Annotated in this window: 10 protein-coding genes; 2 read left to right on the forward strand and 8 right to left on the reverse strand. The window is 43.3% G+C overall.

All coding sequences use genetic code 11. The features are described 5' to 3' along the window. Nucleotides 1-3: 3 nt before the first annotated feature. Nucleotides 4-1,698, forward strand: coding sequence for a methyl-accepting chemotaxis protein (locus tag FLL46_RS13670; protein WP_210418705.1), 1,695 nt, complete (start codon nucleotides 4-6; stop codon nucleotides 1,696-1,698). A 125-nt stretch (nucleotides 1,699-1,823) separates the two neighbouring features. Here FLL46_RS13670 and FLL46_RS13675 read toward each other — a convergent pair whose 3' ends face one another. The 8 genes from FLL46_RS13675 to FLL46_RS13710 form a co-directional block, all read right to left on the reverse strand. Beyond that, nucleotides 1,824-4,259: an ABC transporter permease gene (locus tag FLL46_RS13675; RefSeq protein WP_142894286.1), complete on the reverse strand. Its 2,436-nt coding sequence runs from the start codon at nucleotides 4,257-4,259 to the stop codon at nucleotides 1,824-1,826. Continuing rightward, nucleotides 4,259-5,035: an ABC transporter ATP-binding protein gene (locus FLL46_RS13680; RefSeq protein WP_142894288.1), complete on the reverse strand. Its 777-nt coding sequence runs from the start codon at nucleotides 5,033-5,035 to the stop codon at nucleotides 4,259-4,261. The genes FLL46_RS13675 and FLL46_RS13680 overlap by 1 nt, the downstream gene beginning before the upstream one ends. A 90-nt stretch (nucleotides 5,036-5,125) precedes the next feature. Continuing rightward, nucleotides 5,126-6,277, reverse strand: a complete 1,152-nt coding sequence (locus FLL46_RS13685) for an efflux RND transporter periplasmic adaptor subunit (protein WP_168204160.1) — start codon at nucleotides 6,275-6,277, stop codon at nucleotides 5,126-5,128. A 308-nt stretch (nucleotides 6,278-6,585) separates the two neighbouring features. After that, nucleotides 6,586-7,377 carry a LytR/AlgR family response regulator transcription factor gene (locus FLL46_RS13690; RefSeq protein ID WP_142894292.1) on the reverse strand — a complete coding sequence of 264 codons (792 nt, stop codon included), beginning with the start codon at nucleotides 7,375-7,377 and terminating at the stop codon, nucleotides 6,586-6,588. After that, a complete protein-coding gene (locus tag FLL46_RS13695) occupies nucleotides 7,374-8,537 on the reverse strand; it encodes a sensor histidine kinase (RefSeq protein ID WP_142894294.1) in 1,164 nt (387 codons plus the stop codon). Before FLL46_RS13695 ends, FLL46_RS13690 begins: the two co-directional genes overlap by 4 nt. A gap of 568 nt (nucleotides 8,538-9,105) precedes the next feature. Beyond that, a complete protein-coding gene (locus FLL46_RS13700) occupies nucleotides 9,106-10,275 on the reverse strand; it encodes a hypothetical protein (protein ID WP_142894296.1) in 1,170 nt (389 codons plus the stop codon). A 274-nt stretch (nucleotides 10,276-10,549) separates the two neighbouring features. After that, nucleotides 10,550-11,566 carry a GGDEF domain-containing protein gene (locus FLL46_RS13705; protein WP_142894298.1) on the reverse strand — a complete coding sequence of 339 codons (1,017 nt, stop codon included), beginning with the start codon at nucleotides 11,564-11,566 and terminating at the stop codon, nucleotides 10,550-10,552. 141 nt (nucleotides 11,567-11,707) lie between these two features. Next, complete coding sequence (locus FLL46_RS13710) at nucleotides 11,708-12,145, reverse strand: DUF3293 domain-containing protein (RefSeq protein WP_142894299.1); 438 nt, start codon at nucleotides 12,143-12,145, stop codon at nucleotides 11,708-11,710. A 237-nt stretch (nucleotides 12,146-12,382) separates the two neighbouring features. Here FLL46_RS13710 and FLL46_RS13715 point away from each other — a divergent pair, with 237 nt between their 5' ends. Then, on the forward strand, nucleotides 12,383-13,972 hold the full coding sequence (locus FLL46_RS13715) for a peptide MFS transporter (RefSeq protein ID WP_142894301.1): 1,590 nt from the start codon (nucleotides 12,383-12,385) through the stop codon (nucleotides 13,970-13,972). Nucleotides 13,973-14,085: the final 113 nt, after the last annotated feature.

The raw sequence follows: 14,085 nt of genomic DNA on the forward strand, positions 1-14,085 counted from the left end.
TTTATGTTAGCAAACCTCAAAATAATTCATAAAGTTTATTTAATGGGCTTTATACAAACAGGCTTCATCATTCTGATCGGCGTTATCGGTTTGATGACCATGTCTAAAATCGGCGAAGAACTTTTCGATATTGCTGAAGAAGACATTCCAATTAGTCGCTCACTTACCTTACTCACCGAGCATCAGCTTCAGCAGGCAATTTTGATAGAACGAGCGCTATTTAAGGGATTTCATGCGGCGCAAAATCATGAAAGCTCTCTTGCCGACTTTCTAGATTTAAAGGCCAGGATTGCCGAAGATACTAAGAAGATAACGCTAGAAATAAAGCAGCTTGAAGATTTTGTCGGTGAAGCGATTGATAAGGTCCACTCCGAGGCTGGTGCCAATAAGTTTAGAAATCTACTAGCTGGTTTGAAAAAAGTGGAAATTCAATATGAAGAAGTACAGACTCAGGTTTTTCAGACATTAGAGTTGATTGAAAATGGCAATTTAGATACTGGCGTCGAAGAAGCAAAAAAAATCGAAAAGCTGATCGATAGTCTGGATAAAGAACTTATTTTAATGTTAAACGATATTCAGGATTTTACCTTGCAATCAGCGTTAACTGCTGAACAAGACGAAAAAGATGGAATTAACCTGATTAGTGTTGTATTTGGGATCTCCTTATTAATCGCCACCATTCTCCCTTTTATAGTCGCCAAATCTATAGCTAACCCTATTAAAAACTTGAGTTATCGTTTAAGTGAAGTAGCTGATGGTGACGGCGATCTGACTATGTCGCTGGATGAAGCATCAAAAGATGAAACTGGTGATGCGGCTCGTGCTTTTAATCGTTTTATGACGAAACTAAGAAGTGTTATTGGTGACGTTAATGGTTGCACAACAACCTTGGGAAGCTCATCAAGTGTTGCAATGGAAGAAATGCAAGCAACGCTCAAAAATGTTGAGTTGCAACAAGCCGAGACAGAAATGGTAGCAACAGCTATCGAGGAAATGAGTCGTACCACTCAAGACGTTGCAAAAAACACCGCTGAGGCAGCAGAGGTTGCAGAAACAGTAAAACAGCGTGTTTCTGAAGGACGAGCGGCAGCGGCGGAAACCCAAGCTATTATCGAACAACTATCAGAAGAAGTTTCGAACACCTCAGCAGTTATCGAAAATCTATCTGAAGAAACTAAAAGTATTGGAACTGTGCTAGATGCCATTCGAGGTATTGCTGAGCAAACCAATTTGCTCGCGTTAAATGCAGCAATTGAAGCCGCACGTGCAGGAGATACTGGACGAGGATTTGCAGTTGTCGCTGATGAAGTTCGTTCCCTTGCGCAACGCACCCAAAGTTCAACGGGAGATATTCAGAAATTAGTCGAGACACTGCAAAGCGAAGCGAAAAACGCAGTTCAAAGTATGCAAAAAGGCTCAGACAATACCAGGTTATGTTTAGAGAAAAGTACCGCAACAGCCCAAGCTTTTGATGACGCAACTCAGTCAGTAACAGAAATTACCGCGTTAAATATTCAGATAGCGACAGCAGCCGAAGAACAATCTTCAGTGGTCGAAGAAATTAACAATAATTTACTCAATATTAAATTTGCCGCGGAAAAGACAACAACAGAAGCCCAAAAAACTTCGCAAGCAAACGAACAAATAACTGAACGACTGGTTGAATTGGAAACTTGTTTGGGGCAGTTTAGTATTTAGTTTGAATTTTTTTCACACATGAAAAAATGGATGAACCGTATCCCTCGAAATTCACGATTCAATACAAAGTGGAACCTTCAAATAACTCGAAGGTTCCTTAGCAACTTATAGTAAATATTTAGTATTTAATTACTTTTCAAAGCTCGCATTGGCTCAATAGAGCTGGCTTTGTAGGCTGGCGTAAAACAGGCAACGATTGATACGATTAGTAAAATCGATAACGCCGTAGCGTAAACACCCAAATCAAAGGCTTCACTCTCAAATAAGTATTCAGTTAGGTGAACTCCGCCGCAAAACGCAGTTATAAACCCGAGTAACAACCCAAGCAGGGTTAACTTTAATCCGTACGTCAGGATAAGTTTGATCACACTCGATTTATCTGCGCCAATTGCCATACGGATACCCACTTCTCGGCTACGGATATTTACCAGGTAGCCCATAACTCCGCTAATACCGCTTATGGTAATTAAAAGCGCGAGCCCAGAAAAAATGCCGAGAAGTTGGGTGACAAATTGCTGTAATGAAATCGAATTATCCACCGCTTGTTGGAGAGATTCTGATTTTGATAATGGCTGACGACTGTCAAGTTGGGCGACAATGTCTCGAATGTCAGCCGTAAAATCGACTCCCGCTTGTTTCGTTTTAGCGAGGATCCCAAAGTGACCAACCGGAAATTGCGCCATTGAGAAATAAATTTGAAAGTCTGCCGGACTCGACAAAAGACGTTCCTTGATATCTCCGACTACTCCGATAATGGTGACCCAATTTTCACCGTTATCAAAAGATATGCGATGATTAATGGCGCTCTTATTGGGCCACAAGTGTTCGGCGAGTGAGCGATTGATTACCGCGACTCTGCGGGCGGCTTCATCATCTTCCACTCGAATAAAGCGTCCTTGTAGTAGCCGCGCGCCAATGGTTTCAAAATACCCATGGCTTACCCGTCGGGTTACCGCGTTTTCTAGAACATCGTCCGGGTTGTAGTCGCGATCGTCGAGTCGTAATGCTTGACGAAGATTACCGAAGTTTACCGCGACGGTATCCATGGGATAGGTCATGCCTAACCCAACCGACTCGACATAAGGCAACTGCTTTACTTCGGATAAAAGCTTTTGTGAAAACTGCCACCTTTGCCGCGGATTTTCGTAAACGCTCCAATTAAGATCCATCTGGACGATTTCAACCTTTTCTGAGTTAAATCCACCATCGACGTTTTGTAGTTTATTCAGGCTCTTGAGCGACAAACCGGCACCAACCAACAAGGTAAGAGAGAGAGCAAATTGGAAAACCAATAGGCTATTGCGCACAACGCCATTGCGAGTCGAAAAAGATGCCTTCCCGCCTTCTTTCAGCGCGCTAGTCAGATTAGGCTGACTCAAACTCGGCATGAGACCAGAAATAATCCCAGCGAGTATTGATACGACGAGCGCGAATAACATCACGTTGGTATCGAGCGAAATTTCACTCGCGAGTGAAGTAAAATGGCTGGCGAAAGATTTAAGGAAGTCGAGTCCCAGGTATGCCGCGGTCAACCCAAGCAAACCACCCACCAAAGCCAACAAAATACTTTCGGTCAGTAATAGCTGCGCCAAGCGCCAGCGACTTGCCCCCAAGCTGGCGCGCACGGCAAATTCCCTTTGACGTTTCGCGTGTTGTGATAAAGTTAAGTTGGTGACATTCGCGCACGCGATCAAAAAGAGCAGTAAAGTCGTCGCCAGTAGCGTGAGCAAATAAGGACGATTTTCTTTCACCAGTTCTTCATTTAAGCTCAAAACTTGTGCATCGAGAGGGCTCTGGTTGGTGTAAGCGTCAGGATAAGCTTGGTATAAGCGATCGGAGATACTGGACAGCTCCTGGTTTACCTGGGTGAAGGTGGCCTCGGATTTGAGTTTGGCAAAGCTCCTCATCATGCGCATGCCACGATTGGTTAGCGCGCCTTCGCTGGATCGCCAGGGACAGGAAGGCACCGCCATATACACATCATTTACATCTGGAAACTGCGGAAAGTGAGGTAGCACACCGATAACTTTATGCGCACGGTTATTCATTTCCACCGAAAGATTAGTGATATCTTTGCGACCAGCGAATTCCTTTTGCCAAAATTCATACGTCAAGATAACTAGTGGTTCGGCGCCGATGGCGTCTTCATCGGTATTAAATAGGCGGCCCAGGATGGGTTGGATCCCCAGAATATCAAAAAAGTTTGCCGATACAACGCCCGTTCGGACGCGAAGCGGGTCGTCCTGCCCATACATAGTAAAGGTCATGTTATGGTATTCTGCGATCGATTCGAAGTTGCTGGACTGCTCGCGGTAGTCGAATAATTCGGGCACGGAAAGCCCGAGTCGCCTACCGGTATTTTTCTCTATCTGCTCTAGTATTACCAGGCGATCGCTATCGTCAAAAGGCGTCGCCTGTAGCAATAAACCATTAACCACCGAAAATATTGCGCTCGTCGCGCCAATCCCTAACGCTAGCATTAGTACGATTACCAGGGTTGAAATGGGTTGGGCGCGAAATCGGCCAAGTGCGTAGCGGATGTCGAGTTCGATATTTTCCATTAGCTCACCTCAGCTGTTGCTATTACGACGCTATGAGGCGTAACAGACTCACTCACTGTACCTGAAGTCACAGAAGCCAAGTGAGATTGGTCGCTCGATTCCGCTAACTGGCCATCGACCAATTGAACGACGCGCTTAGCAAAATTAGCGTAGCGACTGTCGTGTGTCACCATACAAATTGTTACACCATCGCGGTTAAGCTCGGCTAATAACTGCATTACCGAGTCGCCGTTTTTAGAATCTAAATTACCCGTCGGTTCGTCAGCTAAAAGTAAAGATGGACTACCAACTATCGCTCGGGCAACCGCAACCCTTTGTTGTTGACCACCGGATAATTGGGTGGGTAAATGACGTGCGTGTTCTAGCATATTCACTTTTTCGAGTACTTGCTGAACAAGTGGATGTCGCTCGGCTTTTTTTACACCGCGATAAATTAGCGGTAGCTCGACGTTTTGCCAGACAGTCATATCGCCAATTAAATTAAAGTCCTGAAATATAAATCCGATTTCTTTATTTCTGACTTTTGCAATTTGCGCCTGGCTCAGCTGGCTGACTTCTACGCCGCTAATGGTATAGTCGCCACTGCTCGGTTTGTCGAGTAAGCCAATGATTGAAAGCAGCGTAGACTTACCGCCGCCCGAAGGTCCCTGGATCGAGAGGTAGTCGCCTTGATTGATCGAAAGGTTAACTTGTTCCAACGCAGAAGTCGTTACACCTTCACCAGGAAAAACTTTACTCAGATTTTTAATCTCGATAATAGGTTGATTCTTCGTCATATTGGCCTTCCTCAAATAAATAAAAGTGAAAAAATAAAGGAGAAAATATGTGGTTTTGCTCGGGTAAAAAATTGTTGTCTACAGATCTCATTAATAAATATCTAACTTATCAACTGATTCGTATTGCGATAAATCGGAAAGAATCACTTTTTCGCCGGCGTTGATCCCGGTGAGTAATTGCACGCTCGAAACCGAACTCGCACCGAATGTCACTGGCGTTTTCACCGCGACGGTTTCATCTTCGAGTTTGAATAGAAAAGCGTTAGAGGACTGGCGCCAGTTGGCCGGCTTATCCACAAGCAGAACGTTTTCAAGGCGCTCGATTTCGACCCTACCTTCCACCCGCAGGTCGGGACGCGCTTCCGTTGGTAATTGTGCCGGTAAAATAACGTCAACTGTCACAGTGCCATTAACTACTGCTGGGTCGATGCGGGAAACACTTCCCTGGATTTTGCTGCGTCGTGTGTCGATAATGACGCTTTGCCCGATCTGAATATCTTTTACCTGGCCTTCCTGGATTCTGAGCTCGGCTTTGAGGTTTTTCTGGCTGGCGACTTCCGCTAATTGCGTGCCCATTGTGACTTGCTGTCCAACTTCCACAGACACGCTTTGCAATATGCCGCCCATTCCGGCTTTTACTTGTAATGAATCTACTTGGTCAGTCAATAGTTCGACTTGTAATTCCAGCTGTGCAATGCGAGCTTCTTCTACGTTTAATAAGCTTTCTTGTAATGCAGGTAATCGCTGCAGGCGAAACTGTTCGATTTCCAACTGGCGAGTCAGCTGTTCACGGCGCAAAACGGCTTCCTCATATTGATAGTCGGGAATTACTTTTTCGGCGTGTAGTTTTTGTTTGGCAGACAAGTCCTGAATGGCTTGTTTTTTTTCTATCTCTAATAGTTTGACGCTAGCCTTTTGTTCCTGAAGTGCAGTTTTCTGTTGTTCCACCAGCGCGTGAAGTTGCGCTCGGGCCACTTTGAGATCTAGCTGGGCGCGTTTATGTTGTTGCACCAGGTCGGGCGACTCTAGAACCAATATCACGTTGTTTGGATCTACCTGAGCGCCGGGTAATAAAATACGTTTTACCACACGTGCGTTAGTCCTTGCTGAAAGCCATTGTTTTTCATTAGGCACCAGGTTTCCCGGCGCGCGAACATCGCGGATCAGTTCACCATATTTAACTTGACCGATATAAATATTTTTCGCGTCGATCGTCGCTTGCGCTTGTTCTGATTGATTCACAGCGAATAGAACAACCACGACAATTAAAACTAGCGAACTCAGGCTTATTATTTTGAAGCGCGAGTTTTTAGGCTGGGACTGGAATTCAGCAAGGGTTTTCATGGCAATAGCAATACTCGTAGACGGGGACAGTTTTGATCCTAAAAAAATCATCGGAGAATTGCAGTCGCTAATCGTTGAGGCTCAGAAAGGTCAAGTTAAGAAGCAGAAATGTACGATGAATAATGAGTCGTTTAAGACCTAAAAATTGCGTTTAACTACAGTGGTAAATTGCGAAATGGCATTAGTCAATAAAAATACTAACCGCATCAACCCAGCGCATTCAGTCGCTCATAGAGTGCGTCGCGATAATTTCGGCTTAGTTTTACTCGTGTGTCGTCGCGTAAGATTATTTGGTAATCGCCGCTATCCTGAGCAATCAATTCGCGCACATATTCCAAGTTAACGATGCAAGAACGATGAACCCGCTGAAAGCCTTGCGAAGTTAACCGCTGTTCCATATTTTTCATTGTCTCCCTGACCAGGTGCGTTTTCTTTAACGTATGGACGCTCACATAGTCACCTTCGGCTTTGATCGAATAAATATCTTCCGCTTTTAATAGATAGACATGACCACCCGAACGAATAACTAACCGATCCTGTGTTTGACTTTCGCCCTGGTTGGCGAGCGGGGGAGCGGGCAAGGCCGCGTTTAATAGCTCACTGAGTTGCTGGCCACGATTGGATATCCGGTTTTTAAATATTTCTTCTTTCGCATGTGCCAGACTTTCTTCAAAGCGTTCATCCTCAACGGGTTTGAGTAAATAATCGGCAGCGTGAATTCGGAATGCTTCGATCGCGTGCTCATCATATGCGGTTAAAAATATTACCGTGGGCATACGCTCAACCCCTACCGCGTTAATCACGTCGAATCCAGTCACTTTGGGCATCTTAATATCCAAAAAAACCAGGTCAGGTTTGAGTGACAAGATACTGCGGATGGCGTCGCTCCCGTTGCCGCATTCACCGACAACTTCAATATCGGTATGGCGTTCAATTCGCAGCAGTACACCTTCTCGTGCAAGCGGTTCATCATCAACAATTAAAACGCGAATTTTCATGCGATATGTCCCGATTTATCTGCTTCGACTAGTTCAATATTTGGTGGAGTCACTGGTACTTCAATAGTCACTTTAACGCCACCGCTGGGGCGACTGTTTATTTCAAATCGATGATGGTTAGGATAAATTTGCGCCAGTCTGGCACGAACGTTTGAAATACCGATCCCTTCTTTGTAGTGTCTGCTATCGCTAAAATTGCAGCCGACGCCGTCATCACTAATTTTAATTGTAACCTTGTCGGCGGTACATTGACATTGAATGGTCAAAATACCAGGGCCCTCTTTTTCACCTAAGCCGTGCTGGACCGCATTCTCTACCAAAGGTTGTAATAACATACTGGGGAATTTAACCCCCATAGCCTTTGACTCATATTCTTCAATCACCGTTAATCGATCACCAAATCGAACCTTTTCTATCGCCAGGTATTGTCCCAGGTGGTCTAACTCTTCGGCGAGCGAAACCCAATGACCTTCGCTTTCTTCGAGGGACTGCCTGAAAAACCGGCTAAGGCGATTGATCATTTCGTTAGCCTGTTGTTGTTCCGATTTCATCACTAAAACCGAAATCACGTTTAAGGTGTTAAACAAAAAATGCGGATTAATTTGCATTTTTAGTGTCTGAAGTTGTGATTGCATCAAACGGTTACTCAACTGAGTGGCTACCAACTCTTTTTGTTGGGCGAGCTCTGAGAAGTTTTTAATATTAACGCTCGCGATAAAAAAAGTGTAGATGATCAAGTTAAACAGAAATACCGAGTCGCCGAACAGAAAGTGACCAATATGCTGCCAGGGTTCATAGGTTTTCATGGTCTCCGGCATAGTTTCAAAAAAATGATAGTGGAAGCTGATTACACCAACTTCGACAATCGATATCGAGATTAAAATAAGCGTGTGCAATATTAATGCTTTTGACCAGTTTTGTGGCGTAATCGGAAAGCGGCGACCGATCCAGATCACCAGTGGCGTCATAATAACCCAGGGAAGCCAAATTTTTAAAACCAGAAACTCCAGATAAGGCCAAAACTGATGTTTATAATTATGTATGGTCAGCAACCCCGACACCTGTGATAGCAGATTGTAGACCACTAACCCAACCAGAATGGAGCTGATTAGGGTAAAAGCGATCTTGTAATCGGTTTTAGCGTCAGATTGAAATGACATTTGCGTTTGGGTAGTTGTTAATCTTACTACTAGCTTAGCGAATTATTGCCGCGCTCGGTAGGGGGGAGTGTTAAGAGGGCCGAATTTGTCGGTAAGCTGCAGAAAGCTACGACAAGTGGTTTTTACGCTATTCCCGATACGGCCTTTTCTCGGATTAAAAGTCGTGCAGTTATCGCGTTCGTAATACTTTCAAAATTTGGTACCCAATGGACCCTGGCACTTTTAATACCTATACATTGACCTGTTCACCGATATCTTCTTTTACTGTTCCTGATGGCTATAACTAGCTCTCTGTTGAAACCGGTTGGCTTGCGCATGCTTTTCATTTTTTCATGTTATGGATTCAAATAGTCAGTGCCCCACTTAACTTTTACCGGAGAGTGGCCAGTTGGATGTCAGCTTTTCGGATAATAAAATGGTAAAAGTTTGAGGTCATTGGCTGGCAGTTTTGTGATGGTAACAGCCTAATCCTAAATTGCCATTGTCCGCTACAAGCTAAATTAAAAACTGTCAGATTATATGTAACTACTAAATTCAATTGTGTCAGATAGTGTTCAGACTAATTCAACTAATGACACATTTCAGTATAAGTAGCACGAGGATAAGTCACAGTTACTTTTTTCATCGTAATTACGATAGTTCCGTTGGCCCAGGTCGCGCTCTGTGTCCAATAACTAAATGTGACCATATCGCCGCTATAGGAATTCCCACCTGAACATTGACCTGCAAACCCCGCGTTAACTCCTCTTTGATCACTAATTGGTGTCGCAATTAACCGCATAACAGTTTCCATTTCCTCAAAAAAACAAGCGTCTTGTTCATCAAAAATATTTTCTCCGACGCGAGTTAGTGGCCCCCAATGACCTGCTCGGGAAAAATAATTACTCAATCGATATCGAGTGTTTAGCGCACCTCTAGGTGGTGTATAGCTATTATCCAGGTCCAGATAAGGTTCTTGCCCCTGAAAGACATAACGAGCCGTTCCGCCATCGCTAAAATCAATGTCAGCATACTGCCCAGTTGTCCAGGTGTAACCACCTCCCACTGTTCCGTTGATACCACCAGAACCTATACTAAAACTGCCGTTGACTTGCCTGATAGCATTTTCTCGCCGTTCGTAAACAGGATAGTTTCCTTCCTTTATTTGCTCTTGGAGATAGTTACTAACCTCATTTTTTAATGCGTCCATCGAACTGTCCATCAACTCACTACCTTCACCTTGCTCGCAATCAGGTTTATTCGAAGAATCATTATCAGCAATCACCATTTTCGCTTTTGGGATAGCTCGATTACCGCCGTTTGTGGCTTCGAAATTTTCTGCGAAACTTATTAACTGTTGAGCAATTTCAGCACGACCTTCGCTGACAATACGAGATAACTCAATATCATTGCTATTTAGAGATAGTTTTTTGATCAATAACCCATTATTACTATTGGAAGCCTGAAATTTGATGAGTTTGCCGTGGGAGTCATTGGCAAAATAATGAATTTCTGGATAATTTGGCGGAACAATTGCGATTATTGGTTCACATTGGTCGCCTCTTGGCGCAAGAACATTCGAATGTATAAATTCACAAGAAGATGGGTCCATGACTTTCGTATAATGACGAGTGATCATCCCACGTAAAACATTATCTTTGGTATTAGCGGCGTAACTCAGAAAACTCTGAGCGAATAAATGACTGGCGGAAAATAAAATTAAAGCCAAGCCCAGAAACGATTGAATTAGTAGCTTCATGGTATTTCCTTATAGCTTTCTTTAAGTTAAAAACCTATCCCTTGGCGAAGACTATTATAGTACCTAAGATAGAGTCCAATCTTTTTGTGAACAATTTAAAATTTAATCTCCTTAATCAATAAGATAATATTCCAATTTAATTATTTGGGATAAAGAATGCAGCAAAGTGTCGGCGCAATAAGTTTAAGCGAGAACTAGACAAAAAATAAAGGAGGACAATTTGCGATAAGTTTTTTTTCTGATGTGACTCGAACATCACAGGTAACATTCGAACTCAGTTTTTTTCATAAAACGAAATTTTTCCTTTGCCACTCAGCTTGGACATGTACATCGCTTTATCGGCCTGGCTAATAATGATTTCAGATTGGCTGTGATTGCAAGGTAAAAAACTAATGCCAATACTTGCGGAAACCGTTTTGACTCCCTGCTCGGTTTTGATCGGCTCATCTAAAATAGAGAGTAAGTTTTCGGCAGTCGCTTGAGCATTTTCTTTTGCCTGCGCTAGTCCACTCCCAACCATCGACAACAAAATAACGAACTCGTCACCTGCCAGTCGACAAGCAAAGTCATCTCTTCGAATAGCAATTTCCAGTCGCTTTGATACTGCCACCAAAACCTCATCGCCCACTCGATGCCCAAACTCATCATTGACCAATTTAAAATCATCGAGATCAATAAACAAAACTGCGCTCACCTGATGATGACGATTACAACGCGCATTTTCTTCATCTAAGCGTTGTTCGAGAAGTCGCCGATTAGGTAAACCAGTTAAAGGATCGTTAAAGGCAAGATGACGAAGTTTGTCTTCTTCTTCTTTTCGACTGGTAATATCGCGGGCAAACCAGATAACGGCTTCACCGTCATAGTCAGGCTTATCCAAAGGTGCAACACCGGCTTCAAAAACACAATTCCCTTTAGGTACATCCAGCTCATATTCAACGGCAACATTACGTTTTTCTAGTAGCGCTTTGTGAATTGTTTCAACAATAAAATCAGCCTTTTCCTCGGGCATAATTTGATGAACATTTTTTCCAACAATATCTTTTGAACCGCCGGCTACGAGTGAGTCGTGAGATCCAAATACATCCAGATATTCGCCGTCCTTAGATAATATAAAAGCCATTTCAGGTATAGCATCTAAAACCGATAAAAGCGTTTTGTAACCCTCGTCAGAATTCCTGATCAATTTTCTTTTCAGGTCGTCCTGATGATCAGTCATCGCCCCTCCTCGTAGTTGAACAACGGTTTCGCGGAGAATCCCTTCAACAACGGTAACTTCAATTATAGACAATAAGAATCTTATTTTGAGATTTATAACTGAAGCTTCTCAAACTGGTAATCTCAATTACAAAATGTTATCAAATAAAGTAATGCTTGACTCCAGGGCCTGCTTAACCTTTCCTGTTCGTAACCACCAAGTTTTTTCAAAAAATCAAACTGTTTTACCCTTCGCAATCTGTTCGACTATTCTCAACTGAACTTTTTCTGTCAATTTAATGAAAAGATAAGCATTCTGCTCAAATCCGGCCGCTAAATTATCTGCGGAATCAGATGTCATTCCGAAAACCAGGAAACTTTTTTCTGCGGGCCAGTCGCCGCCAGGGCCCCCACCAAATCCACACAGGAAGTGATAATTATTTTTGCTCAGATACTGTTTTAAACGATCATTATTGTCACGATTCTCCTGCTCACTTAGAAGCATACTTCTTGGGTTGCTCGCTGTGATAAAAACCGCACAACGGCATTGGAAACGCTTCAGCAGAGCATCGAGATAATGTGAGGACTGACCAACTTTAATGACTATTTTCTGTCCGCTATCTTCGACCACATAGTGCGCATTTCGGTAAGCGTTAACTAGTTGTTGGTCCACGGGTGATCTCGTTAATTTTAGATAGAAAAAGAAATATCCGTCGCAAAAACAGCCTTTTAAAAAACACTGCTCGCTACTATGTGTGTGCTGCTTTAGTATAACCCATTGCAATCATCGCTTTACTAGACATTAGTCGATAGAATACACTGCGTACAATAACAATAAATTCAAAGTCAGTTTCGGACTCAGTTGAGCATGTGATTTGAATAACAAAAGTGGAGTCAGCAGGAGAGGAAAATGAATCAGGTAAGTGCCGAGCCAAGCCTCAAGCGGACAAACGAATTTCTTGGGCATCCTAAAGGGCTTTACGTTTGCTTCTTCACCGAACTGTGGGAACGCTTTTCCTTTTATGGGATGAAAGCCCTGTTGTTTCTCTACCTTATAAAGTATCACCTATTTACCGACGAACACGGTTACAACCTGCTTGGCGCTTACGGTGCATTAGTCTATGCATTACCCATTGTTGGCGGGATCTTAGCTGATCGATATCTAGGTATGCGTAAGTCAGTTATTTTCGGGGCAATACTTCTTGTTCTCGGACATATCGGCATGGCTTACGAGGGACACAAAGCCTCGCTGGTGAACGGTGAGTTAGTGAGAGATGAAGTTGCACTACAGTTTTTTTACCTGTCACTCGCGCTGATTATCATGGGCGTCGGTTTTTTAAAGCCCAATATTTCGACTATCGTCGGCAAGCTATACAAAGAGAATGACCCGAGACGGGATTCCGGCTTTACGCTTTTCTATATGGGGATTAACGTCGGTGCTTTTATTGCTCCGTTAATTTGCGCCTACCTTGGCGAAACTTATGGGTGGAAGTATGGATTTGGATTAGCCGGCATTGGAATGTTTGCGGGACTTATCGTTTTTATTAGCGGGCAAAAATACTTATATGGCCACGCTGAAGCCAAAAACCCAGAGTTATTGAAACAAAAAATCGCAGGAATTCCTCGTGAATACTGGATTTATTTTGGCTCGCTGGTTGGGTTGTTAGTAGTATGGCTACTAGTTCAAACCCATTCTCTTACTATCGCTTTTATCGGCTGGTTACCAGCAGTATCTCCAGTTGTCTGGTTTCTTCATAGTATTGCAATTGTCGCAGGAATTAGTATTACCTGGTATATGGTAAAATACTGCAACAAAGCGGAACGCCAACAGATGATTGCTCTTTTTATTTTTATCATCGGAGGATTATTATTTTTCTCGCTTTACGAACAAACCTATTCTTCCTGGCTTGCGTTTTCTGATCGAGTGATGGACAGAACGACCTTTGGGTTTGAGTGGACAGCAGGACAACTCACTTCAACCGGCGCAATGTTCATTATTTTATTAAGTCCATTTTTCGCGTGGTTATGGCCTGCACTAGCCAGGAAAAACCTTAATCCGAGCACCCCACTTAAATTCGCAATTGGGCTCGCTTTCGCAGGACTGGCATTTGCGGTTTTAGCCTGGGGCACCATGTCACCCAATGAAGCAGGATTAGTCAGCGTATGGTATTTAATCGGTGCCTATTTTGTTTTGGAGTTAGGGGAATTATCACTTTCTCCAATTGGCCTATCTGCAGTGACCAAATTATCGGTTAAGAAAATTGTTAGCTTAATGATGGGGGCCTGGTTTTTAGGAACATCTTATTCAGAAATTGTAGCGGCAGAACTCAGCAAACTTTCCGCCATTGAAACACATGGTGGAAAAATAACGGACGTCGGAGAAGCGCTTGGTAAATACCAGGATTTATTTATTCTATCTGCCAAGATTGGGTTAGCCACTGCTTTAGTATATTTCTTGCTGACGCCATTTATCAAAAAGCTGATGCACGGAATCGACTAATGTTCTTTTAACGATAACTGGTTATGGCTTCCCTGCAGATCTCACTAAGAAGCTAAAATTATCTCACCAAAATTTTAGCAGTGAATTCACTCGCTCTAAACTGGCGACCCCAG

This window comes from Aliikangiella coralliicola (assembly GCF_007004725.1).
GTDB lineage: Bacteria > Pseudomonadota > Gammaproteobacteria > Enterobacterales > Kangiellaceae > Aliikangiella > Aliikangiella coralliicola.